The 23,735-nt window shown below is 72.7% G+C and carries 19 protein-coding genes; 5 read left to right on the top strand and 14 right to left on the bottom strand.

Features of this window, described 5'->3' with window-relative positions; all coding sequences use genetic code 11:
* Window positions 1-29 precede the first annotated feature (29 nt).
* From LN652_RS00190 to LN652_RS00180, 3 genes are all read right to left on the bottom strand, one after another.
* Window positions 30-323: a helix-turn-helix transcriptional regulator gene (locus tag LN652_RS00190; RefSeq protein WP_230442711.1), complete on the bottom strand. Its 294-nt coding sequence runs from the start codon at window positions 321-323 to the stop codon at window positions 30-32.
* A 35-nt stretch (window positions 324-358) separates the two neighbouring features.
* Entirely contained in the window at window positions 359-1,309 is a 951-nt protein-coding gene (locus LN652_RS00185; RefSeq protein WP_230442710.1) for a TerC family protein, read from the bottom strand.
* Window positions 1,310-1,494: 185 nt separating this feature from the next.
* Entirely contained in the window at window positions 1,495-2,313 is an 819-nt protein-coding gene (locus LN652_RS00180; RefSeq protein WP_230442709.1) for a helix-turn-helix transcriptional regulator, read from the bottom strand.
* Between the two features lie 149 nt (window positions 2,314-2,462).
* Here LN652_RS00180 and LN652_RS00175 point away from each other — a divergent pair, with 149 nt between their 5' ends.
* Window positions 2,463-4,178 carry an AMP-binding protein gene (locus tag LN652_RS00175; RefSeq protein ID WP_230442708.1) on the top strand — a complete coding sequence of 572 codons (1,716 nt, stop codon included), beginning with the start codon at window positions 2,463-2,465 and terminating at the stop codon, window positions 4,176-4,178.
* A 13-nt stretch (window positions 4,179-4,191) separates the two neighbouring features.
* On the opposite strand, the gene chrA is transcribed toward LN652_RS00175, so the two are convergent.
* Both chrA and LN652_RS00165 read right to left on the bottom strand, forming a co-directional pair.
* Complete coding sequence (chrA, locus tag LN652_RS00170; RefSeq protein WP_230442707.1) at window positions 4,192-5,577, bottom strand: chromate efflux transporter; 1,386 nt, start codon at window positions 5,575-5,577, stop codon at window positions 4,192-4,194.
* 57 nt (window positions 5,578-5,634) lie between these two features.
* Window positions 5,635-7,368, bottom strand: a complete 1,734-nt coding sequence (locus LN652_RS00165) for a GAF domain-containing sensor histidine kinase (protein ID WP_230442706.1) — start codon at window positions 7,366-7,368, stop codon at window positions 5,635-5,637.
* A gap of 194 nt (window positions 7,369-7,562) precedes the next feature.
* Between LN652_RS00165 and LN652_RS00160 the strand changes: the two genes are divergently transcribed.
* The 3 genes from LN652_RS00160 to LN652_RS00150 all read left to right on the top strand — a co-directional run bounded on the left by LN652_RS00160 (window position 7,563) and on the right by LN652_RS00150 (window position 10,118).
* A complete protein-coding gene (locus tag LN652_RS00160) occupies window positions 7,563-7,979 on the top strand; it encodes a BLUF domain-containing protein (RefSeq protein ID WP_230442705.1) in 417 nt (138 codons plus the stop codon).
* 146 nt (window positions 7,980-8,125) lie between these two features.
* The gene (locus LN652_RS00155) at window positions 8,126-8,692 is read left to right on the top strand and encodes a heme NO-binding domain-containing protein (protein ID WP_230442704.1); all 567 of its coding nucleotides are present in this window, start codon (window positions 8,126-8,128) and stop codon (window positions 8,690-8,692) included.
* On the top strand, window positions 8,670-10,118 hold the full coding sequence (locus LN652_RS00150; RefSeq protein ID WP_230442703.1) for a sensor histidine kinase: 1,449 nt from the start codon (window positions 8,670-8,672) through the stop codon (window positions 10,116-10,118). Before LN652_RS00155 ends, LN652_RS00150 begins: the two co-directional genes overlap by 23 nt.
* Window positions 10,119-10,127: 9 nt before the next feature.
* Here LN652_RS00150 and LN652_RS00145 read toward each other — a convergent pair whose 3' ends face one another.
* From LN652_RS00145 to pstC, 7 genes are all read right to left on the bottom strand, one after another.
* Window positions 10,128-10,982 (bottom strand): phosphate ABC transporter ATP-binding protein, encoded by an 855-nt coding sequence (locus LN652_RS00145; RefSeq protein WP_230442702.1) that lies wholly within the window; start codon window positions 10,980-10,982, stop codon window positions 10,128-10,130.
* Between the two features lie 108 nt (window positions 10,983-11,090).
* Window positions 11,091-12,677 (bottom strand): substrate-binding domain-containing protein, encoded by a 1,587-nt coding sequence (locus tag LN652_RS00140; protein WP_230442701.1) that lies wholly within the window; start codon window positions 12,675-12,677, stop codon window positions 11,091-11,093.
* A gap of 33 nt (window positions 12,678-12,710) precedes the next feature.
* Window positions 12,711-13,532 carry a sortase gene (locus LN652_RS00135; protein ID WP_230442700.1) on the bottom strand — a complete coding sequence of 274 codons (822 nt, stop codon included), beginning with the start codon at window positions 13,530-13,532 and terminating at the stop codon, window positions 12,711-12,713.
* A gap of 104 nt (window positions 13,533-13,636) precedes the next feature.
* A complete protein-coding gene (locus LN652_RS21820; RefSeq protein WP_268932209.1) occupies window positions 13,637-16,267 on the bottom strand; it encodes a hypothetical protein in 2,631 nt (876 codons plus the stop codon).
* A complete protein-coding gene (locus LN652_RS00125; protein WP_230442699.1) occupies window positions 16,264-17,970 on the bottom strand; it encodes a substrate-binding domain-containing protein in 1,707 nt (568 codons plus the stop codon). Before LN652_RS00125 ends, LN652_RS21820 begins: the two co-directional genes overlap by 4 nt.
* Before the next feature lies 1 nt (window position 17,971).
* Complete coding sequence (pstA, locus tag LN652_RS00120) at window positions 17,972-19,156, bottom strand: phosphate ABC transporter permease PstA (protein WP_230442698.1); 1,185 nt, start codon at window positions 19,154-19,156, stop codon at window positions 17,972-17,974.
* Window positions 19,153-20,169: a phosphate ABC transporter permease subunit PstC gene (gene pstC, locus LN652_RS00115; RefSeq protein ID WP_230442697.1), complete on the bottom strand. Its 1,017-nt coding sequence runs from the start codon at window positions 20,167-20,169 to the stop codon at window positions 19,153-19,155. Before pstC ends, pstA begins: the two co-directional genes overlap by 4 nt.
* A 231-nt stretch (window positions 20,170-20,400) precedes the next feature.
* On the opposite strand from pstC, the gene LN652_RS00110 reads away from it, so the two are divergent.
* Window positions 20,401-21,567, top strand: coding sequence for a glycosyltransferase (locus LN652_RS00110; RefSeq protein WP_230442696.1), 1,167 nt, complete (start codon window positions 20,401-20,403; stop codon window positions 21,565-21,567).
* Here the strand turns inward: LN652_RS00110 and mptB are convergent.
* The gene (gene mptB, locus LN652_RS00105; RefSeq protein ID WP_230442695.1) at window positions 21,519-22,949 is read right to left on the bottom strand and encodes a polyprenol phosphomannose-dependent alpha 1,6 mannosyltransferase MptB; all 1,431 of its coding nucleotides are present in this window, start codon (window positions 22,947-22,949) and stop codon (window positions 21,519-21,521) included. The genes LN652_RS00110 and mptB overlap by 49 nt on opposite strands.
* A gap of 71 nt (window positions 22,950-23,020) precedes the next feature.
* Complete coding sequence (locus LN652_RS00100; RefSeq protein WP_230442694.1) at window positions 23,021-23,722, bottom strand: HNH endonuclease family protein; 702 nt, start codon at window positions 23,720-23,722, stop codon at window positions 23,021-23,023.
* Between the last annotated feature and the right edge of the window lie 13 nt (window positions 23,723-23,735).

Genomic DNA, 23,735 nt, shown 5'->3' with positions numbered 1-23,735 from the left:
TCAATTAAACACGAAGCACACTTCGTCTTTCAAGGCCTCCGGCTCGTCTCCTCGACGAGGTCGACGAACGCCCCGAGCGTCACCCCGGCCTCGAGCTCGTGGCGGAACCGCGAGCCACGGGTGACCCGGTAGCGGTTGCGCCGGCCGACCTTCTCCTTGCTGACGTAGCCCTCCGACACGAGGTCGGCGACGATCTGCTGCACGGCGCGCTCGGTGATCCCGACCGCCTCCGCGACGTCGCGCGTGCGCGCGTCCTGGTCGCGGGCCAGCGCGACCAGGACGTGGCCGTGGTTGGTGAGGAAGGTCCAGTCGTCCCGCGTCATGACGAAGCATGTTACGCGTTTCCGACTTCGGGCGTTCAGCCCACGCGCTCACGGTCCGCGCGGTGACGGGGGCCCGCCTGCTCGCGCGTCGCCCGCAGGCTGGCCACGACGGCGACGGTGATCGAGGTGGCGATCACGGTCAGCGAGAGCCAGATGGGCACCTTCCAGACGTCCAGCAGGAGCATCTTGACGCCGACGAAGACCAGGATCGCCGCCAGGCCCGCCTTGAGGTGGACGAACCGGTGCATCAGGTCGGCGAGCAGGAAGTACATCGCCCGCAGCCCCAGGATCGCGAACGCGTTGCTGGTGAAGACCAGGAACGGATCCTGCGTCACCGCGAAGATCGCGGGGATCGAGTCGACGGCGAAGATGATGTCGGTCGTCTCGACCAGGACCAGCACCGTGAAGAGCGGGGTGGCCACCCAGCGTCCCGCGCGCCTGACCCAGAACTTCTGGCCGTCGTACTCGTCGGTGCTCGGCACCCAGCGCCTCACCAGTCGCAGCACCGGGTTGCGCGAGGGGTCCATCTCGTCGTTGCGGTGGGAGAACATCTTCCACCCGGTCAGGACGAGGAAGGCGCCGAACACGTAGAGGATCCACGCGAAGTTCTCGATCAGCACCACGCCCCCGGCGATGAAGATCGCCCGGAACACGAGCGCCCCGAGCACGCCGTAGAAGAGCACCCGGTGCTGGTACTCCCGTGGCACGGCGAAGTAGGTGAAGATCAGCGCGAAGACGAAGACGTTGTCGACGGCGAGCGACTTCTCGATCAGGTAGCCGGCGAAGTACTCACCGCCGGCCTGGGCGCCGTAGGCCCACCAGACCACGCCGCCGAAGGCGAGTCCGAGGGACACCCACACCGCGGACCAGACCGCCGCCTCGCGGACCGACACGACGTGCGCCTTGCGGTGGGCGAGCAGGTCGACGGCCAGCATCACGACGATGACCGCGAGCACCGCGCCCCAGGCCCAGAGAGGGACATCCATGCGTACAGCTCCTCCAGCGTGGGCGCCCGGACCCGCCGGGCGCGACGTCGGAGGTCTCCCCCGCCACCCGGCTCGCGCCTGGCGGCCGCCGCACCGGACCGGTCAGTGCCGGACGAACTGACGATGCGACGTGAGTGGGGTACTCCCCTCTTGCGCACCATTATTCACGCACTGCACTTCGTATTTCAAGCAGGCCCGCGGAGGACGCCCGCCCGGCGTGCCGCATCCGCCGCGGCCGTGCGGTTGCGCACGCCGAGCTTGCGCATGGCCGAGCGCAGGTAGGCCTTCACGGTCTCCTCGCCGAGCCCGAGCCGGGCCGCGACCTCGGCGTTGGTCGCGCCCCCGGCGACCAGGACGAGCACGTCGACCTCCCTCGGAGCCAGCGCCACGTCCGGGGCGGGCGAGGCCGGGGCCAGCGCGCGGTGGATCCCTGCCAGGCGTTCGCGCAGCGCTGGGTCGCTCGTCTCCGCGACCAACCGCGCCAGGTCCTCGAGCGCCGCCGGCGCCCGGTCGAGCGGCGCGGGGGGAGCCGGCGACAACGAGTCCTCGACGTCCTGCGCGAGCTGGTCGGCCACGATGCCGGCGAGCCGCACCGCTCGGTCGCCGAGCTCCTGCTCGCCTCGCACCGCTCCGTAGAGCACGCCCAGCACCCGGCCACGCACGACGACCGGCACCGCCGCGACGGACGTCAGCCGCTCCTCCCCCACGACGACGTCGTCGAAGTCGTGCGTGATGCGCGTGGTGGAGGCGTAGTGCTGCACGCGCTGGGCGGCTGCACTGGCCAGCACCCGACCGCCCAGCCCGAGCCCGGGGAGGACCGAGAGCCCTCGCAGGCCGGTGCCCGCGGTACCGGCGAGACGAGTCAGCACGAGCGGACGCCCGGCTGCCGCAGCACGGGTGACCCCGCCGAACGCGATCGGCAACCCGGTCACCCGCCGCAGCCGCTGCAACCGTTCGGGGAGCATGCGGTCCAAGGCCGCCTCGGGAGCGCCGGTGCCGTCCACGCCACGCCTCCTCCGACGTCCGTGCGGAGTGTCACGGACCGCACGAGGCTACCCCCGGACGGGGGTAGGTCCGGGCGGGACGTCACCCGAGACTCGCGGTCGCCCCTGTGGCCCACGTCACCGCCGCCCACCGACCGGGAGTCGCCCGCATGACCACCTCGTCCCCCTCGCCCTCCGCAGCGCTGGCCGCTGCCCGCGACCTCCTGCGGGACCTCCGCGCCAACCACGACGAGGCGCTCCGGCACTTCACCTGGCCCGACGTCGGCCCCACCTTCAACTTCGTCCACGACTGGTTCGACGTCTTCGCCCGCGGCAACCACACCCCCGCCCTGGTGATCGTCGAGGAGGACGGGAGCCGTGCGTCGTACTCGTTCGCCGAGCTGGTCCACCGCTCCGAGCAGGTGGCGGCGCACCTCGCCTCCCTCGGCGTCTCTGCCGGCGACAGCGTCGTGGTCATGCTCGGCAACCAGGTCGAGCTCTGGGAGAGCATGCTCGCGCTGATCCGGCTGGGAGCGGTGGTGATGCCCACCACGACCGCGGTGGGGACCCCCGAGCTGGTCGACCGTCTCGCCCGCGGTCGTGCGGCGGCCGTGGTCTGCAACGCGGCCGACGTCGCGAAGTTCGACGAGGTGCCCGGCGCCCCGGTGCGCGTCGTCGTGGGCGGGTCGGGCGAGGGGTGGACCCGCTACGCCGACGCCTACGACCGTGCTCCGCAGCGGCTCCCCCACCCCGGGAACGCCAGCACCGACCGCCTGCTGCTCTACTTCACCTCCGGCACCACGAGCCGGCCCAAGCTCGTCGAGCACACCCACCTGTCCTACCCGGTCGGGCACCTCACGACGATGTTCTGGCTCGGCCTGCAGGCCGGCGACGTGCACCTGAACATCTCGAGCCCCGGCTGGGCCAAGCACGCCTGGTCGAGCTTCTTCGCGCCCTGGCTGGCCGAGGCGACGGTCTTCGTCCACAACTACTCACGGTTCGACCCCGCAGCGCTCCTCGAGCTGATCCGCTCGGAGGGCGTCACGACGTTCTGCGCGCCTCCGACGGTGTGGCGGATGCTCATCAACGCGGACCTGTCCGGTGGCCCCGGCGCCCTCCGTGAGGCGATCGGTGCCGGCGAGCCCCTCAACCCCGAGGTGATCAGCCAGGTCGAGCGGCAGTGGGGCCTCACCATCCGGGACGGGTTCGGCCAGACCGAGATGACGGCGACCATCGCCAACAGTCCCGGGCAGCCGATCCGGCCCGGCTCGATGGGGCGGCCGCTGCCCGGGGTGCCGGTCGTCCTGGTCGACCCGAGCACCGGCGAGGTCGTCGACGGACCGGGCGAGGGCGAGATCTGCCTGGACCTCGCCGCACGACCGCTGACCCTGATGACCGGCTACCACGGCGACCCGGACCGCAACGCCGAGGCGATGGCCGGCGGCTTCTTCCACACCGGCGACGTCGCGGTCCGCGACGCTGCCGGCTACATCACCTACGTCGGCCGCACCGACGACGTCTTCAAGGCCTCCGACTACAAGGTGAGTCCCTTCGAGCTCGAGTCGGTCCTCCTCGAGCACCCGGCGGTCGCCGAGGCGGCCGTGGTCCCCGCCCCCGACCCCGTTCGCCTCGCGGTCCCCAAGGCGTACGTCTCCCTGGTGGCGGGCCACGAACCGACCGCCGCGACGGCAGAGTCCGTCCTGCGTCACGCACGCGAGCACCTGCCGCCCTACCTGCGCGTGCGTCGCCTCGAGTTCCGTGAGCTCCCGAAGACCGTCTCGGGCAAGATCCGGCGCGTCGAGCTGCGCCGGCGCGAGGAGGACGGCGAGGGGGTTCGGCCCGCCGGGGAGCACCGTGACTCGGACTTCCCGGGGATCGGCGGCTGACCGCGCCGGGCGGTCAGAGCAGCGCTCCCCCGACGCCCACGAGCAGGCCGGCGGCGGCGCACGCCCCCAGGGTCCGCAGCACGGACCAGCCGCGCCAGAAGAGCAGGGCGCACGCCAGCGCGGTCAGCGCGAGCGAGGGGACGTCGAGCGAGGCGAGGCGCGGGTACTCGAGGTCGAGCGGGCCCGCGGTCAGCCGGCCGGTGGCGTCGAAGAGGGTGTGCAGCGCGAAGAACAGCGCCAGGCTCGCGATCACGCCGACGACGGCCGCGGTGACGCCCGCCAGCGCGGCGGCCAGGCTGCGGTTGCCGCGCAGCCGCTCGACGTAGGGGGCGCCGAGCAGGATGAACAGGAAGCACGGCACGAAGGTGACCCACGTGGTCAGGAGGGCGGCCAGGACGGCGGCGAGCCACGGGTCGAGGTCGCCCGGGTCGCGGTAGGCGCCGACGAACGCGACGAACTGGACCACCATGATCAGCGGGCCGGGAGTGGTCTCGGCGAGCGCGAGGCCGCGCACCATCTCGCCGGGCAGCAGCCAGCCGTAGACCTGCACCGCCTGCTGCGCGACGTAGGCGAGGACGGCGTAGGCCCCGCCGAACGTCACGACCGCGGCGCCGGAGAAGAACAACCCCTGGTCGACGAAGATGCTCGACGGGCCGACGAGCAGCGCGGCCGCCGCCACCGGCGCCGACCACAGCAGCAGCCCGACGACGAGGGTGGTCGCCGCCCGGCGCCCGGACGGACGCTCCGAGTGCAGCTGGTCGTCGCTGACCAGCGGCGGCGGACCGTCGGCGGCGACCGCCCGCGGCGGCCGGGTCAGGTCGGGGACGCGGCGTCCGAGCAGCCACCCGATGACCGCGCTCGCGGCGACGACGGCCGGGAACGGGACGCTGAAGAGCACCAGCGCGGCGAACGACGCGGCGGCGACCGCCACCAGGGCCGGGTGCCCCAGGCCCTTCCTCGCGACCCGGACCACGGCCTGCGCCACGATCGCGACGACCGCCGGCGCGAGCCCGAGGAACACGGCTTCGACCACCGTGGTGTCGCCGTAGGCGACGTAGATCCCCGACAGCACCAGCAGGGCGACCACGCCCGGCAGGACGAACAGGACGCCCGCGACCAGGGCGCCCCGGACCCCGTTGAGCAGCCACCCCACGTAGGTGGCGAGCTGCTGGGCCTCCGGCCCCGGCAGCAGGGTGCAGTAGGACAGCGCGAAGAGGAACCGCTGCTGGCCGATCCACCGCTTCTCCTCCACCAGCACCCGCTGCATCACCGCGATCTGGCCGGCCGGACCGCCGAAGGTCTGCAGCGAGATGGCGAACCAGGCCCGGGTGGCCTCGCGGAGCGGGATCACGTCGCGCGCACGGCGCTCGGCCGTCCCCCGCGGATCAGGTGTGGTCACGGATGAATGCAAGCCGCCACCGGTCGTAGTGGTCAACTCGCCCCGGACCGACGGCGCTCACGGCGCGAAGAGCGGCACCGTCCACGTGACGGTGGTCCCGCTGCCGGCCTCCGACTCGACCCTCAGGTCGCCGCCGTGGCGGTGCGCGCGGGCCCGCATGTTGTCCAGCCCGCTCCCGGCGGCGCGCTGGTCCATGCCGCGTCCGTCGTCGCTCACCACCAGCACCACGTTGCCCTCCAGCGCGGAGAGCACCACGTCGACGGCAGACGCGTGCGCGTGGCGGGCCACGTTGGTCAGGGCCTCCCCCAGCACCGCGAGCAGGTCGGGCACCACCTCGTGGGGCACGGTGCTGCGCACGGGGCCCTGCAGCCGCAGCTTGGGGTTGAGCTTCATCACCGACCCGGCGCGCTCGACGAGGGTCTCCACCTCGGTCTGCAGGTTGGAGTCCTCGCCCAGCGACCCGAGCGCGAAGATGGTGCGGCGGATGTCCTTGATGGTGTCGTCCAGCTCGTCGATCGCGTCGGCCAGCCGCTCGCGGACCCGGTCGTCGAGGTCGGGCTGCTTGCCGGTGGCCTGCAGCCCCATCCCGACGGCGAACAGGCGCTGGATGACGAGGTCGTGGAGGTCGCGCGCGATCCGGTCGCGGTCCTCGTAGAGGTTCAGCCGCTGGCGGTCCTCCCTGCTCCGGGCGAGCTGGAGCGCGAGCGCCGCCTGCTCGGCGAAGCTGGCCGGCAGGTCCGGGTCGACCCGGTGGAAGAGGTCGGCGTGCTCCGGCGTCCACGCCAGCGACAGCACCCCCTCGGCCGTGGTGCCCGACATGAGCGGCAGCACGATGACCGGCCCGAGCTGCGGCCACCCGGGGATCGAGGACGGGTCGACGGCCCGGGGGTCGAGGGAGAGGTCCGGGACGGTCAACGGCTCGCCGGAGTCGATCACGACGCTCGCCAGCGAGCTCCGCATCGGGAGCGCCCGCATCGCCTCGAGGTCGACGGGCGCGCCCGAGGCCACCTCGAGGCGCAGCTCGCCCGCCGTGGAGCCCGTCACCACCCACGCCACGTCGGCGTGCGACAGCGACCGCGCCCGGTCGGCGACGACCTGCAGCGCCTCGCCGACCGGCGTGTCCGCGCTCAGCAGCGCCGCGATCTCGGCCGTCGCGGCCAGCCAGGCGCGTCGGCCCTCGGACTCCTCGTAGAGGGTGGCGTTCTCGATCGCGACCCCGGCCGCGGCGGCCAGTGCCTCGGCGATCGACTCGTCGGTCTCGGTGAAGTCCCCGCCACCCGACTTCTCGGTGAGGTAGAGGTTGCCGAAGACCCGGCCGCGCGTGCGGACCGGCACCCCGAGGAAGGACGACATCGGGGGGTGCTCCGCGGGGAAGCCGTACGACGCCGGGTGCGACGCGATGTCCTCGAGCCGGATCGGGCGCGGGTCGTCGATGAGCAGCCCGAGCAGGCCGTGGCCGGTCGGCAGCGCGCCGATCTGCTCGACCACCTCGTCGGCCATGCCGTGGTGGACGAAGGTCCGCAACCGGCGCTCGGGGCCCTCGGTCAGGACGCCGAGGGCCGCGTACCGCGCACCGAGCAGGTTGCTGGCGGCACTGACGATCCGGGCCAGCACGGCGTCCAGGGACAGCTCCGAGCTGACGGCGACCACGGCGTCGAGGAGGTGTCGCAGCCGCTCGCTCTCGTCGAGCACGCCGTGCACGCGGCCCAGCACCTCGCGCAGCAGCTCGTCGAACTCGACCGCCGCCAGGGACGGATCGCTCGACCCGCGCGCCTGATCGTCCACGCTCACCTGCCCACCCCGCTTCCCCCCCTGGACGCGATGGGATGACGCTAGTCCCAACCCGGGGTCGACGGAAGGCATTCGGGCAGGCCGGTCCGGCGACTCTGTGGACGATCCGTTCCCGTCGTGTGGGAATGGACCGCCCGGGAGGTGGGTAGGTGACGCGGTCGACGGACCGTCCGTCGACCATTGTCTGGAGACCTGTGCTCTCACTCACCTACCTCAGCTCCGCCGTCGACCCGCTGTCCACGGAGGACCTGACCCGGCTGCTCACCCATGCCCGCGCCAAGAACGAGCGCCTCGGCCTCACCGGGATGATGCTCCACTCCGCGGGCAGCTTCATCCAGACGCTCGAGGGCCCCGCGGACCACGTCCACGCCCTGTTCAGCCTCATCGACGCCGATCCGCGCCACCACCAGGTCTTCCTCCTGCATCGCGACGACATCGACGAGCGACACTTCGCCGCGTGGCGGATGGGGTTCCGCGAGATCTCCGAGGAGGAGGCGGCCGGCCTGCCCGGATTCAGCGACTACCTCCGCACCGGCGTGATCGAGGGCGAGGAGCGCCGGCGACACGCCGCCTCGACCTTCCACCGGGCGTTCCGCGACTCCCTCGGCTGAGGCCGCCCGGGCCCTTGGTCCCCCCGGCGGGCTGACCCGTGTGGGCCAGCCCACGTGACCCTGCCGGTCCGTTCCTGCCCGGTTTCCTGCGAAGTGGCCCGCCCGCGCCCTAGCATCGAGCCACTCACCGGACGCGAGGGGACACCGTGAAGGGCATCATCTTCAACCTGCTCGAGGGCCAGGTCGAGCACCAGGCGGGAGCCTCGGCGTGGGACGGCCTGCTCGACGACGCGGGACTGGACGGCGGCTACAGCGCGATCGGGGACTACCCCACGTCCGAGCTCGAGCAGCTCGTCGCCGCGCAGGCCCGGCGGGCCGGCACGACCGAGCGCGACGCGGTGCGGTCGTTCGGCCACGGGTCGCTGCTCACCCTCGCAGAGGGCTTCCCCGACTTCTTCACCCCCCACGACCGCACCGTCGACTTCCTGCTGACCCTCAACGACGTGATCCACCCGCAGGTCCGCAAGCTGCACGCGGCCGCCCGACCGCCCGAGTTCGACTTCACCGTCCTCGGCGACGACGAGCTGCGGATCGTCTACCGGTCCCACCGACACCTGTGCGGCATGGCCGAGGGCATGATCGCCGGCGCCGCCACCTACTACGGCCAGGTCGCCCGCATCACCCACGAGGCCTGCGTGCTCGACGGGGCATCGGACTGCGTGCTGCACTGCACCTTCGGCGGACCGGACGATGACCCTCGCGCCGACGCCTGACACCGCGCCCGACGCCGCACTCGACGCCGCTGCCGAGATCGCGCTGCTGCGGCGCCAGCTCGAGCGGGAGCGACGCGCCCGACGGACGGCCGAGCAGGTCGGCGAGCGCTCCACCGCCCAGCTCTACGACGCCGTGCAGGACCTCGAGCAGGCGCAGGCGCAGCTGCGCGAGCACCTCGAGGACCAGACCCTCATCAACCAGCTCTCGCGCACCCTGCGCGAGGACCTCGACCCACAGGCGATCGTGCGGCGCGCGGTGAGCTCGATCGGCGCGGCCGTCGGAGCGGACCGCTGCCTGGTCCGCGCGGCCGACGGGTCGGGGATCGGCGACGTGCTGGAGGACTGGGCGGGCCCGCTCGCCGATCCCGACGACCCGGCCCCGGTCCTGCCGCCGATGTTCCTCGCGCTGTGCCACGCGTCGGCCGAGCGGGGAGAGTCGCTGGTGATCGACGACGTGCGCGACGACCCGCGGATCCCGCCGGGCGACGTCGACCTGGTCCGGTCGCTGGTCGGTGCCGACTCCTACCTCGGCACCCCGATGTGGATGGGCAGCCACCTGGTCGGCTGGCTGGTGCTGAAGATGACGACCGGGGCGCGGCCGTGGACGGCGCGCCAGATCGCGGTCGTCGACGGTGTCGCCGACGCCCTCGGCATCGCCCTGATGCAGGCCGAGGCGCACTCACGCCAGTCGGAGGCGATCGAGCGCCTGGAGCTGGTCAACCAGGCCAAGGGCGAGTTCGTGGCGACCGTGTCCCACGAGCTGCGCACCCCGCTCACCAGCATCAAGGCCTACCTCGAGCTCCTCGCGGACCCCACGCTCGGCCACCTCAACGAGGACCAGACCCACATGCTCGGGGTGGCCACCCGCAACACCGACCGGCTCTACAACCTCGTCCAGGACCTGCTCGCCCTCTCGCGCGTCGACGCGGGCGCTGCGCCGGCGGCGGCCGAGCCGATGGACCTGGTCACCGTCGTCGACGACGTGCACCGGGCCATGCAGCCCGTCGCATCGCGGCGCGACGTCGTGCTGCGCGCGGTCTGCGAGAGCCCGGCCGCGGTGGTCCTCGGCGACGCCGAGCAGATCGAGCGCGCGGTGCTCAACATCGTGTCGAACGCCGTGAAGTTCACCCCCTCCGGCGGAGCGGTCACGGTCACCCTCGACGGCCACCGCTCCGGGGTCGTCCTCACCGTCGCCGACACCGGCCACGGCATCGCCGAGGCCGACCTCCCGCACGTCTTCGACCGCTTCTACCGCGGCGCGAGCGCCAGCCGGCTCGCCATCCAGGGCACCGGCCTGGGGCTCGCGGTGGTCAAGAACACGGTCGAGCAGCACCACGGCACCGTCACCATCGACTCCACCGCGGGACGCGGCACCACCGTCACGCTCTCGCTCCCCGCGGCCGCCGTCGGCGTGCCGGTCCGGTGACACGGCAGGTCAGCCGAAGCGACCGTTGACGTAGTCGGCGGTGCGGGTGTCGCGCGGACTGGTGAACATGGCGTCGGTGTCGCCGTGCTCGACGATCACGCCGGGCGTGCCCTGGGAGGCGAGGAAGAAGGCGCACGTGTCCGACACGCGGGCGGCCTGCTGCATGTTGTGGGTGACGATGACGATCGTGACCTGCTCGGCGAGGTGCGTCATGGTCTCCTCGATCACGCGGGTCGACGTCGGGTCGAGCGCCGAGCACGGCTCGTCCATCAGGAGCACGCGCGGCTTGATGGCCAGCGAGCGCGCGATGCACAGCCGCTGCTGCTGGCCGCCGGACAGACCGCCCCCGGGGCTGTCGAGGCGGTCCTTGACCTCCTTCCAGAGGCCCCCGCGGACCAGGCACTCCTCGACCAGGTCTTCTCTCGCCGCCTTGGCGACCTTGGTGCCGGTGAGCCGCAGGCCGGCGAGGACGTTCTCCCGGATCGACATCGCGGGGAACGGGTTCGGCTTCTGGAAGACCATGCCGATGGCGCGTCGGGCGTCGGTGAGGCGGCGCTGCGGGTCGTAGATGTCCTCCCCGTCGAGCAGCACCTCACCGGCCAGCGCCGCGGACGGCACGAGCTCGTGCATCCGGTTGAGGATGCGGAGGAAGGTGGACTTGCCGCAGCCGGAGGGGCCGATGAGCGCCGTGATGCCTCGCGCGGGCATGGTGAGGGACACCCGGTCGAGCACCTGGTGGGTGCCGAACCACGCGGTGATGTCGCGGGCCTCGAGGGTCGCAGGACCGGTGCCGTGCGCCGCGGGCGCCGGGGCGCCGTCGGGGCGGGTGCCGGGCGGCTGGGTGAGGATCGGCTGCGTCGTCATCTGATGGTGTCTCTTCGTCCGTCGGGTCCGGGTTGCTGGCAGCTGCGTGAGGTGGGGCGGGCGGCGTGTCAGCGTCGCCGCCCGCCCCGGTTCAGGTGGAGCCGAGGGTCACGTGATGGTGATCGTCAGCTTCAGCGTGGAGGCCTTGAACGCCGCGTTGCCGGCGAAGGAGACCTTGAGCTTGTTCTTGCCCTTCTTCAGGCCCTTGATGTCCTTGACCTTGGCGACGCCGTTCTTGACCTTGCCCTTGGCGACGACCTTCTTGCCCAGCTTGATGGTGTACTTGCCCGCGGCCTTGCCGTCGGCGGACTCCTTCACCTTGATCTTGCCGGCGACCTTCACGCCCGCCTTGTAGGACTTCTTGAAGGTGCTGACCAGCTTCGTCTTCGCGGCGACGGCCTCGGCCTTCGAGGCGGAGACGGTGACGGCGGTCGGAGCGGACTCCGAGGCGGAGTACGAGGTCAGGGTCGGGGCGAACTTCGCGACGACCGTGTGGGCGCCCGGGGTGAGGCCCGTCAGGTTCAGCGTGGCCTTGCCGCCCGTGAGGGCGACGGGGGTGCCGGACGCAGAGGCCGAGCCGTCGAGGTAGAAACGCACGAAGCCGCTCGGCTTGTTGGTGCCGGCCGCAACGGTCGCGGTCAGGCTGAGCGCTCCGGCGCTGGCCGACGTGCCGGCCACCGTGGTGCCGGTGGCCGCGACGGTGGCGGTGGCGAAGTTGGTGGTCGCGCCCTGGGTGGCGACACCGCAGACGCCGCCGCCCGCGGTCCCGGCGAGCTGGGCGAAGCCGGCGGCCTCGATCAGCGGCTTGGCGTTGGGCGAGCAGACGAAGCCGGCCTCACCGAACACGGCGTTGATCTCCGGCTTGGCCAGGTCGGCCTTGCGCACCACGTTGTAGAGCGCGCGCTGGGCCTTGAAGCCGGCCTCGATGCGCAGCGTGCCGCCCGAGGTGGCGTTGCGGCCGATCGAGAACGGCGCCACCGCGTTGGGGTTGCCGACGATCTGGGACGGGTCGTGCTCCTGCACGCGGACCAGGGTCGGCGGGTAGGTGAGGTTGCCGCCGTTGGCGGCCTTGAGCTGGGCCTCGAAGAACGAGAGCGTGCCCGAGCCCGACTGCGGGACCATCGGGACGATGACGCCCGGCGCGCCACCCAGCTCGCTCCAGTTGGTGACCTGGCCGTTGTAGATCTTGACCGCGTCGGCGATGGTCAGCGTCGCCGGGGCGTTCGAGGTCTTCGCGGTGGCCAGCGACAGCTCGTCGAGCGCGAACGGGAAGGCGTAGAGGTCGGCGCTCACCTCGGTCGCCGACAGCGCGGACGACGAGCGGGCGAAGTCGATCTCGGGGACGTTGCCGGCGCCGTAGAGCGCCGCCTTGCCCTGGCCCGAGCCGTTGGGACGCGTGGCGGCGGCGTTGCCCGGCAGGTTGATGGTCGCGGACGCACCCGCCGGCGGCAGGGCGTTCCAGCTGACGAGCTTGTTGGCCGGGCTGGTCGCGTTGTAGCCCGGGACGCCGGCGTTGCCGTCGGCGAGGTAGTTCAGCGCGAACTCGGAGGTGTCCGAGCCGACGCCGATCAGGTCGGAGGAGCTCGGGACGTAGCCGGCCGGCGGGTCGGCCTGGGCGGTGGGAGCGGTCACGGCCAGGGCCGTCGCCACGACGGACGTGGTGGCCACGCCCACGAGGAGCCTGCGAACAGACATGCTGTTTCCTTTTCTCGGGTGGATCGGGATGAGTCACATCAAGTTGGGCAGCAGCCGCACGACCACGTCCGTGGTGAACCATGCGACCGCGATCACGACAGGCGTCGTGACCACCCAGACCAGGGCGGCGGGGAACCGCTGCCTGGCGGCGACGACCCCGAGGGTCAACGCCAGGAGCAGCCCCAGGCACAGCGTCAGCAGCGGCATGACCGCTCCGGACTCCGTGCCCATCGCCTGCTCCGGATCGGGGACCACGCGGGGCAGGCCCGCGGGGGTGGGGAACGCCTCGTCCGCCTCGGCGTCGACGTAGACGACCTGGCCGGGCGACAGTGACGGCAGCCGGGCCCCGCGGGCCTCGGCGCTCACCAGTACGAGCCGGGACGCGTCGTCCGGGCGCGGCTGCGGCAGCGGGTCGCCGGCCCGGCGGACGCCGATCACCTCGAACCGCTTCGCGCCCAGTGCGGTGGTGACGTTGATCTGGTCACCGGGGACCAGCTCGGCGATCCGAGCGAAGGGCGCGCCGTAGGTCCTCGCGCGACCGAAGATCGCCGACGTGCCCAGCTGGCCCGGGAGCACCGTGTTGCGCAGGTGTCCTGGACCGACCAGCAGGTCGCCGGAGGCGGTGCCCTCGACCACGACCTGCTCGACGCCGATGTGCGGGATCGAGATGGTCGCGACGGGCGTGCCGACCTCCGTGACCGGACCGATCGGCGCCGTGCCGGCGGCCAGGTCGGCGCGGAGCTGCTGGTAGAGCTCGTCCTGGGCGCGGTCCTGGGCGATGCCACCGAGGTAGAGCAGCTGCGCGACCATCCAGCCGGCGACCAGGCACACCATGACGGACGTCGTGGAGAGCACGGACCAGATGTCGTCGCCCGCGCGGGGTGGAGCGGCCGGGCGAGCTGCGGGACTCGGGGATCTTCCGGGGGCGGGCGTGGCGGTCGGCCGGTCGGTCGTCATCGTCATGACCGCCTCCGGCGCAGCAGCCGCAGCCGGATCAGGTTGGCGCTGATCGCGCTGACCAGGGTCACCAGCACGAGGAACGGCAGGATGCGCTCCGCGATCGGCGAGGCGACCTCGGTCGTGGGCGGCATGGTGACGAGCTCCTGGCCGTCGTCGGCCCCGTCCTTGCCGTCGCCCTTGCCCTTTCCTGCGCCCTTGCCGTCACCCTTGCCCTTGCCGGCGCCGGTGCCGGAGTCGTCGGTGGGGGGAACGTCGTCAGTGCCCTCGGTCCCGACGTCCGTGACGCTGCCCGGGCCGACCGAGGAGACGCCACCGCTGCCCGAGCCCGAGCCGCCGGAGCCCTCGCCCTCGCCGCTGCCCTCGCCCTCGCCGGACTCCGTGGTGCCCTTCTGCTCGCTGATCGCGACCGCGACCGCCTGGGCCTGCTTCCACAGCGGGGCGGTGACGCCGGTCTTCTTGAGCGGGAGGTAGCCCTCGGGGAGCTCGCCGTTGCCGAACCCGGCGACCTGGCCTTCGCTCGTGGCGACCTCGATGAACTCCGCGACCTTCGCGGCGTCCTCCGGTGGGAGGTTCGCCGTGCGGGCGGCGGTGTAGACGATCATCGTGCCGGGGTACGCGTGGTTCCTGACCAGCGTCCTCATGTCGAGGGTGAACGGCTCGTCGCCGCTCCTGCTCGGCTGGGCGAGGCGTACGGCCTTCGCCATCGCCGCGTCGGTCGGCGCGACGTAGGTCCGGCCGGCCGTCTCGAGGCTGGCCTCGGCGAGGTCGAGGCGGCGGGCGTCGCCGACGCTGACGATGCCCATCATGAACCGCGAGCCGACGCCCTGGCGCTCCACGCGACCGAGCTTCCACGGGTCGGTGACCGTGGCGCGCTCGCAGCGGGTCTGCACGTTCGGCCACGCATCGAGCACCGCCTCGGCGATCTTGCGCAGCGAGGTGACCGGCGCGGCGACCTGGGTGAAGTACGGCGCGGGGTTCTGCAGGTAGCACTCGTCGTTGGTCGGCGGGACGTAGTCGTCGAGCAGCGGCCACTCGGCGGTCGGCAGGGAGATCTTCTTGTAGCTCGGGTTGACCTTCATGCCCCAGGGGTCGGCCTTGCCGTTGACGAAGGCGAGCGCGTCCGCGTCGTCGGCGATGTAGGACGTCAGCGTCTCGATGACGTCGCTCGACTCCGACAGCGACAGCACGGTGGCGGCCGCCTCCCGACCGATCTGGTCGAGGCCGGGGTTGAGCTTCTGGAACTCGGGGTCGAGGTTGATCGACACCGGGTTCTGGCTCATGCCGGGGTGGCCACGACCGCGCTCGCTCGCGAGGTAGGACTGGGTGATGAGCTTGGCCAGCAGGCGCGCGTTGAGCCTGAGCCGGGTGTACTCGCCGCGGTTGTCGGGCTGGTCGATGGCGTAGGCCACCGAGAAGCCGGTCACGGCGGTCGGCGCGTACGCCACCGGGTCTGCGCCGCGGGTCTCGTGGGCGCTGGAGACGAAGGCTGCCGCGCCGCCGCCGTTCTCGGCGAGCGCGAAGCCTGCGGCGTCCGACATCTTGTTGTGCTGGAACTTGAACCGCTTCTTGTCCAGGCAGTACGCGGGCGACCACTGCAGGGACGCCTGGGCCATCAGCTCGGACCCGTAGAAGCCGGTCGGCGGGCGGTCGTCGAGGACGCTGCACGCGTCGGGCGGGAGACCGAAGGAGATCGGCACCGAGAACCGGTTGTTCCAGTTGGACGGCGACCACCACAGCAGCGGCGACACCGCCATGTCGACGCCCTGGTTGGCGAAGTTGCCCGCGCCGGACTCGAAGCTGCCGGCCTTGTTGCACTCGGGGTTGTCGTCGAGGCAGCTGATGCCCTCGATCGGGATGACCACGATCGAGCAGGCGACCTTGTCGTTGCACCCGAGCGACTCGTTCTCGATGTCGCTGCGCACCTCGAACTTCACGTGGCCGTTGCCCTCGAGGTCGGTGAACGCGGCCATCTCCGCAGGCGGGAAGGCGGCGCCGACGGCGGCCTCCGGCGGCATCGTCTCCGACGTGCATGCGGCGTAGACGGTGCCGTTCGCGGCTCGGAACGGGGTCACCCGGGTGGAGAAGGTCGGCACGTCGCCGCACTCGGCAGGGATCGGGTCGAGGCCCACCTTCTGGGCGCGCTGCACGTCGGTGGCGGCGGCGTCCATGCGCCACACGGCCTGGCTGTCGGACAGGCTCTGGGTGCGCTGCTGACGGGTGGACGTCCAGCAGGTCTCGGGTGCGACCTGCTGCTCGAGCGGCAGCGTCGGGTCGTCGACGCCGCGGCACTGCAGGATCACCACGGGGTACTCCTGGTTGAGCCCCAGCTCGCCGAACGGGTTGGCCGCCCGGGCGCCCGACGGGTGGGCGCCGGACCAGGAGATGTTCACCCGCTCGCGACCGCGCAGCTCCGTCGTTCGGTCCACCGAGACGGTGACCTCGCGCGAGTCGGCGACGAACGTCTCGCCCTGCACGCTGAGCGTCCGGGTGAGCGTCTTCGTCTGCGTCCACGCCGGCTTGTCCCCACCGGCGGCAGCCGTGGCGGTCTGCGTGCCGACGACGCCGAGGGCGGCGGGCAGGCTCATGGCGGCGCCGAGGACGCCGACCGCGACCAGTCGCAGGCGGCTCATCGGCCGGCTCCACGACGGCGTACGCCGCGCGCCAGCAGCAGGCCGGGCACGAGGATCAGCGCGAGCAGCTCGAGCGCGGCGAGCGCACCGAAGGCGCGACCGTCGCCCGGTCGGCTGGCCGACAGCTCGGTCGGGGTGGCGTAGATCGGGTCGGTCGTCGTGCCGGTGCCGGTGCCGGTGGAGCCCGTGCCGTCGCCGCCGACCGTCACGGTCTCCCCGGTCACCGGGTCGACCGTGGTCTCGGCGCCACCGGCGCCTCCTCCCCCGCCTCCCCCGCCGCCTCCGCCGCCTCCGCCGCCTCCGCCCGCCCCAGCACCGCCACCGTTGCCGGTGCCCGCGCCGCCCGCGTCGTTCTTGGCGCCGGTCGCGCCGGTGGTGCCCTCGTCGGTCGAGGGCTCACCGGTGCCGGTGTCGGTGCCGCACGGGCCCTCGCCCTCCTTGTCGCAGGCCGCGGGCTGCGGCGCGATCTGGGCGAGCTTGTTCTGCTTGAGGTTGCCGGCCACGAAGGTCGGGTTGTTGCACTTGGTCGCGTCGCGGTCGGTGATGTCGACCGCGGGGTCAGCCGTCTTGAGCTTGGCGAGCTGGGTGAAGCCGGCCTGCACGAGGTTGAGCGGCAGCGGCGAGTAGCCGTAGGGACCGGCCTTGGCCTGGCCCTCGCACAGCGAGTAGTACATGAAGTCGCCGAGCGTCTGGCGCTTGGCGGTCGACATCCGCTGGTCGTCGGCGCCGGTCGGGATGATCATGTAGCTGTAGGACGACAGCGGGTAGGCCCGCGGGTCCGTGGCGTTGTAGACGCCGTCGAGGATCTGCGTGAGGTAGAGCGGCGACGACGGGTCCTCGTTGATCCGGGCCTGGGTGAGCGCCACGGCGACGTTGTACTGGGTCGGCTCGACGTAGAAGCCGCCCTCGTTGAGCACCTTGACGACCGGGTAGTCCTTGTTGAGCGGGTAGGCGTACTCGACGTAGCCGATGGTGCCGTTGCCCGCGAAGCCGGAGATCGTGTTCATCACCTGGTCGGAGCCCGACTGCGCGAGCATCCGCCCCTTGCGCGGGTAGTAGGACGTGAAGCCGCTCTTGCCGAAGTAGGGCCGCCAGACCTCGGGGTACTCGGCGTCCATCCAGGTGGTCAGCTGGGCCGTGGTGCCGGAGCCGTCGGAGCGCACGACCGGCGTGATGGCGAGCTTGGGGAACGCGCGGCCGTTGTTGTCCTTCGTGATCGCCGGGTCCGACCAGTCGGTGATGTCACCGGTGAAGATCCGGGTCAGCGTCTCCCCCGACAGCCGGAGGTTGCGCACCAGCTCGTTGCCGACCTTGAGCTGGTAGGTGAAGGCGGTGCCGCCGGCGACGATCGGCAGGTAGGCGAACTCGCGGCCGTTGCTGTTGTCGGCATTGCCGAACTCGTCGACGCCCGGGTAGGGGATCTCGGAGATCCCGAAGTCGGTGACGTTCTGGGCGAAGTTCTTCCGGCCCTGGGAGGAGCCGCCACCGTTGTAGGTGACCTTCATGCCGAGCGCGTCGACGTCGGAGATCCACTGCTGCACGATGACCTCGGACCAGGTGGAGCCGGAGCCCTCGATCTGCGCGTACGCCGCGCGGGCGGAGGCGTTGCCGAGGCCGTCGTCGGCCGAGGCGGGACCGGCGCCGAGCAGGGCGGTGAGCGCCAGCGCAACGGCGGCCGCGGCCAGGCGAAGGGTGCGGTGCATCTCAGGACTCCTTGGGGGCGCGCGACGCGCGGGTCGTACGACGAGGGCGGGCGCCGGCGCGCGGCGGACGGGCGACGAGGCGGGCGATCACGAACAGCACCAGCACCAGCACGAGCAGGACGGTGGCGGCCGCGAAGGCGCGCTCGATGTCCATCGGCTCGGGGCTGCGGGCGCCCTTGAAGATGTAGAGCGGCAGCGAGTTCATGACGCCGTCGGTGGGGTTGGTGACGAAGAACGTCGCGACGCCGGACGTGAGCAGCACCGGCGACGTCTCGCCCACCCCGCGGGCGACGCCCAGGATCAGGGCGGTGGCGAGGCCCGGGCGGGCGGTGGGCAGCACGACGTGCCACACGGTGCGCCACCGGCTCGCGCCCAGCGCGAGGCTGGCCTCGCGCAGGCCGCTGGGGACCACGCGGAGCACGACGTCGGCGGCGCGCGCGATGATCGGCAGCATCATCACCGAGAGCGCCATGGCGGCAGCGAAGCCCGACCGGGGGAACCCCAGGGCAACGATGAGCACCGTGTAGACGAACAGGCCGGCGACGATCGAGGGCAGTGCGGTCATCGCCTCGACGATCGTCCGCACGACGGCGGCGAACCGGCCACCGACCTCGGTCATGAAGACGGCGGTGCCGATGCCGAGCGGGAGCGTCACCGCGATCGCGATGCCGAGCTCGATGGCCGAGCCGAGGATGGCGTGGCCGATGCCGCCGCGGTCGAACGGGTCGCGCGGACCGACGCCGGCCATGTCGTCGACGAAGAAGTTCAGGTGGAGCAGGGGCTCCCAGCCGCGGTAGACGACGAAGACGACCGTGCTGAGCAGCGCGGCCCCCACCACCAGCGCGCCCGAGGTGACGACGCCGGCGACGACGCGGTCCACGACGTCGACCCGGCGCCCGGTCATCGAGGTGGTCACGGCGCTCATCACGAGGCCGAGGACGAACCAGGTGACCAGCAGCCACGCGGGTCCGGGGAGCGGGAGGAGGCGCTGGGTGAGGATCCAGGCGAGCGCGAGGGCGGCGACCCAGGCGCCCACGACGGTGAACTGCTCCTCGGCGGTGGGCCGGCCCAGGCGGGCGCGCGGCACCGGCGGGGGTGCGTCGAGGTCGTGGCGCGGCAGGTGCGTGGTGCCGGTGGTCGGGGTGGTCGGGGTGGTCGGGGTGGTCGGGGTGGTCGTGGTGGTCATGCGTCGGTCCCCGCTCCCGAGCGGCTGCGCGCGACGATCGTCGCGGCCAGCGTGTTGACCAGCAGCGTGATCAGGAAGAGCACGAAGCCTGCGGTGAGGAGCGCCGAGAGCTGGGCTGCGCTCGCGTCGCCGAAGCGGCCGGCGATGAGGGCGCTGACCGAGCTGGTCCCGACCTCGAGGATGCGCGGCTTGATCACGAAGTCCGGCGAGATGATCAGCAGCACGGCGATGGTCTCGCCGAGCGCGCGGCCCAGGCCGAGCATCGTGCCGCCGATGATGCCGCCGCGCCCGAAGGGCAGCACGACGGCGCGGACCATCCCCCAACGGGTGGCACCGAGCGCGAGCGCGGCCTCCTTCTCGCCCGGCGGGGTCTGGGAGAACACCTGGCGCATCACCGCGCACGACATCGGCAGGACCATCATCGCCACCGCGATGCCCGCGCAGAACGCGCTACCGATGTAGCGCGACTGGTCCCACACGGCGGCGTCCGGGTCCGCGTCGACCGCGAAGAGCGGGATCCACCCGAGGTGCTGGTGCAGCCACAGGCTCAGCGCCGCGGCGTGCGGCATCACCAGGAAGTAGCCCCACATCCCGTAGATGATCGAGGGCACAGCCGCCATCAGGTCGACGAGCGAGACCAGCGTCGCCTTCGCCCCGGCCGGGGCGTACTCGCTGATGTAGAGCGCGGTGAGCAGGGCCAGCGGGAAGGCGAGGAACATCGCCACACCGGCGATCGAGACCGTCCCGACGAGCACCGCGGCGATGCCGAGGACGTCCGCCTCCGGCTGCCAGGCGCTCTCGGTGAAGAAGCTCCAGCCGTAGCGCTGCAGCGTCGGCACGGACTGCCAGGCGAGGAACACGCCGATGCCGCCGGTGATGACGAGGACGGTCGCGCCGACGGCGCGCGCACCGACCTCGAACACCCGGTCGGCGCCGGTGGCCTTGCGCGAGAGGCGCCGGGGGCGCACCTCTGGTGGGGGCAGGACGGGGTCCTGGGTAGCAACGGTGGTCACGACGTTCTTTCAAGACGGGCCCGAGAGACTGCTGACGTGGCGTCACTACCCCGACCTCGTGAGTCGGCTGGTGAACGGCTGAAGCCTCGGGCCCGTGACGTAACGACGACCACCCGCGGGCGTGAACGGCACGCGAACGACACCCGTCGGGTGGGCGCGGAACCTCGGTTCCGGGGCTCACGACGTGCCGTGGTCACCGGACCCGGGCGCCCAGGACACCGTCCGTTCACCGTGCGCCTCGACCGTGAGGGCGTGCGCATCGCCCAGCTCGCCAACTTCGTCGGCCCCTCGTCCGGAGGGATGAAGACCGCGGTGAGAGCCCTCGGCGCCGGCTACGTCGCCGCCGGCGCCGAGCGGATGCTCGTCGTCCCCGGCCCGTGCGACGCCCGCACGGCGACCGAGCACGGCGCCGTCGTCCAGCTGCGCGCGCCGCGCGTCGGCGGCGGCTACCGGCTGATCGTCGAGCCGTGGCGGGTGGTCGAGGCCCTCGAGGAGTTCGGCCCGACGTCCATCGAGGTGTCGGACAAGTCGACCCTCCTCCCCGTCACGTCGTGGGCGCGCCGGCGGGACATCCCGACGCTGCTGTTCTCCCACGAGAGGCTCGACGCGATGCTCGAGCTCCGCACCGGCTGGCGGGTCGGCCTGGGCACCCCGGTCGACGTCCTCAACCGCACCTTGGTGCGCCGCTTCGACGGCGTCGTGGTGACCTCCGACTTCGCCCGCCGCGAGTTCCACGACCTCGCGCTCGCCGCCGGGACGCCGCTCCACCGGATCGCGCTGGGCGTCGACCTCGACACGTTCCGCCCCACCGTCTCCCCCGGTGTCCCCGTCCCGGGCGCCGCGCGCGGGCCGCTGCGGCTGGTCCACGTGGGACGGCTGTCGCGGGAGAAGAGCCCGCAGCTCTCGGTGGCCACCGCGCTGCACCTGCACCGCAGCGGCCACGACGTGCACCTCGACGTCTACGGCGACGGCCCGCAGCGCGCCGACCTCGTCCGGCTGGCCCAGGGCACCGGCGCAGTGACCTTCCACGGCCACGTCGATGACCGGAGCACGCTGAGCCGCCTGGTCGCTGGCGCCGACGTGGCGCTGTCGACCTGTCCCGGCGAGACCTTCGGGCTCGCCGTGCTCGAGGCGCTGGCGTCAGGGACGCCGGTGGTCACCGCGGACGTCGGCGGTGCCCGCGAGCTGGTCGACGAGCAGTCGGGGGCGTGGGCGCCCGCCGACCCGCGGAGGCTCGCCCGGGCGGTGCTGGCGGTCGCCGCACGTCCCGAGGCAGCACGTCGGGCGGGGGCGCGTCGACGCGCCGAGCAGTTCGGCTGGGACCGGACGGTCGCGGCGATGCTCGCGCTTCACCGTGAGATCGGCGAGGTGGGACTCGCGTCCGGAGTACGCGCCTGAGCCTCCGCCCGTCGGTGTGCGAGACCCTGCACGAGCGCGGTCACCAGGACGAGCCCGACCCCCACGGCGATGACGTCGTCGGCTCCCCGCAGCGAGGAGTCGAGCGGGGCGACCAGGCCGCCGAGCCACGACACGTGCAGGAGCGTCCGCCGTCCCCGGTGCGGCAGCACGCACGCCGCGACGAACGGCAGGCACCAGAAGACGTACCAGTGGTGGACGACCGGGCTCAGCACGACGGACGCCAGGGCGACCGCCGCGGTGCCCCGCAGCGCGCCCTCCCGGTGGCCGGAGCGCGAGCGCAGCAGCACCGCCGCACCCATCGCCAGCAGCGCCACCGAGGCCAGGCCGCGGAACGCCCCGACGAGGTCGACGCCGGTGAGCAGGTGGGCCAGCCGGCCGAGCTGGGTCGACAGCGACAGCGGCGTCTCGACCTCGCCCGGCACGCCGAGGGCGTGCACCCAGCCGATGCCCAGCCGCGACAGCACCCCGACGCCGGCGACGGTGCCCAGCGCGACCGCCGCGACCTGCGCCGCGCGGGTGAGGCGGGCGGCCACCGACGCCGCGAGCGGCAGCGTCACCAGCACCACCCCGATGCCGACCACGCCGGCCGGCAGCTTGACGGCCGCGGCCGCGCCGACGACCAGCGCGCCGACGAACCAGCCGTGCCGCGAGGCGAGGACGAGGGCCACCGCCGCGATCCCGACCATCAGCAGGTCGTTGTGCACCCCCGCGACCCCGTGCGCCATCACCAGCGGGCTGGCGAGCACGAGCGCCGACGCGCGGGCGCCGTCCGCGCCGGACCAGCGGCACAGCCGCGGCACCGCCCAGGCGAGCAGGACGAGCCCGACGAGGGAGAGGACGCGGTGGGCGACCACCAGCAGCCACGGGTCGCTGGTCAACCCGGCCGCCGCCGAGCCCCATACCAGCGGGAGCGGACCGTACGGCGTCGCCGTGCGCAGCCACATCGGGTCGACCGCCTCCACGATCGGGCCGTCGAGGATCGAGGGTGACCACACGTAGGGCGTCAGGCCCAGGTGGGTGAGCGCGCCCTGTGCGGCGTAGCTCCAGCCGTCGCGGGAGAACATCGGCGGCGCGAGGAGGAGCGGCACGGTCCAGGCCACCGCGGCGCGGTGCACGAGCGAGATCCGCTCGGCCTCGGGGGTTCGGAGGTCACTGACCTCCCGCACCAGCCGCAGCCAGGCCGAGGACGCGAGCCCGAGCCCGACCACGACGACCGCCAGCCCGAGCATCCGACCGGCGGTCGACGACCGCAGGTCCGACAGCAGCGGCAGCGTCGCGACGACGCTCGACGCGGGCAGCACCGAGACCACCAGCCCCCCGACCAGGACCAGCACGTACGCCAGGACACCTCGACGGACCATGGGGCGCAGGCTAGGACGCGTCGGTCACCGTCCAGCGGCCACGACGTGAACCGCACGCGACCGGCGGGTGATCAGCAGCGGCCCAGCATGTCGGCGAGCGCCCGCACCTCGCTGGCGTCGGCCGCGAGGTCGTAGCGGCTCTTCACCGTCACCCAGCGCAGCGCGTACGCGCACTGGTAGGACTTCGTCGGTCGCCACGCTGCCGGGTCGTCGTCGCCCTTGCTCGCGTTGGTCGGACCGTCGACGGCGAGGAGGTTGCGCAGGTCGTTGGCGAACGTGCGGCGGCGCTCGTCGCTCCACCCGTCCGCGCCGGAGGTCCAGGCCTCCGACAGGGGCACGACGTGGTCGATCTGGATCGCCTGCGCCTGGGCGAGGTCCTTGAGGTCGTCGAAGGTCAGCGTCGCCCCGGTGTAGGGGTCGACCCACGAGCCCGCGAGCACGTCGTGGTCGCACGACCCCTGCACCGCCGTGGCCGCAGACCCGGGCAGCGCGTCGCGCAGCAGCACGTCGTCTCGCTGGTTGCAGCCGTTGCCGTCGGTGTCGGCCCACGCCGACCCGAAGGCGTCGCGGTCGTAGGTGTCGGGGCGTGCCCTCTCGGTCACCCGCAGGCGGTCGAGCAGGCGCTGTCCCTCGGCCCGGGCCTGCGGGCCGGTCGCCGCCGCCGTCGCGACCGGGGCGTCCGACCCGCTCGGTCCGGTCGAGGACGACCCGGCGCAGCCGCTCGCCCCGGCCGCAGCCAGGACCACCCACGCCACCGCTCCACGCCCCCGCACGGGAAGACCCTCC

Origin of the sequence: Nocardioides okcheonensis, assembly GCF_020991065.1 — a bacterium.
Classification (GTDB): domain Bacteria; phylum Actinomycetota; class Actinomycetes; order Propionibacteriales; family Nocardioidaceae; genus Nocardioides; species Nocardioides okcheonensis.
The sequence above is the reverse complement of the archived record's forward strand: the minus strand, read 5'-3'. Positions and strand labels throughout refer to the sequence as shown.

Bases quoted from the DNA above. Each gene is read 5' to 3' on its own strand.
- LN652_RS00125 (WP_230442699.1), bottom strand. From the start codon at position 17,970: ATGCACCGCACCCTTCGCCTGGCCGCGGCCGCCGTTGCGCTGGCGCTC.
- LN652_RS00150 (WP_230442703.1), top strand. From the start codon at position 8,670: ATGACCCTCGCGCCGACGCCTGACACCGCGCCCGACGCCGCACTCGAC.
- LN652_RS00140 (WP_230442701.1), bottom strand. From the start codon at position 12,677: ATGTCTGTTCGCAGGCTCCTCGTGGGCGTGGCCACCACGTCCGTCGTG.
- LN652_RS00190 (WP_230442711.1), bottom strand. From the start codon at position 323: ATGACGCGGGACGACTGGACCTTCCTCACCAACCACGGCCACGTCCTG.
- LN652_RS00175 (WP_230442708.1), top strand. From the start codon at position 2,463: ATGACCACCTCGTCCCCCTCGCCCTCCGCAGCGCTGGCCGCTGCCCGC.
- LN652_RS00145 (WP_230442702.1), bottom strand. From the start codon at position 10,982: ATGACGACGCAGCCGATCCTCACCCAGCCGCCCGGCACCCGCCCCGAC.
- mptB (WP_230442695.1), bottom strand. From the start codon at position 22,949: ATGGTCCGTCGAGGTGTCCTGGCGTACGTGCTGGTCCTGGTCGGGGGG.
- LN652_RS21820 (WP_268932209.1), bottom strand. From the start codon at position 16,267: ATGAGCCGCCTGCGACTGGTCGCGGTCGGCGTCCTCGGCGCCGCCATG.
- pstA (WP_230442698.1), bottom strand. From the start codon at position 19,156: ATGACCACCACGACCACCCCGACCACCCCGACCACCCCGACCACCCCG.
- LN652_RS00185 (WP_230442710.1), bottom strand. From the start codon at position 1,309: ATGGATGTCCCTCTCTGGGCCTGGGGCGCGGTGCTCGCGGTCATCGTC.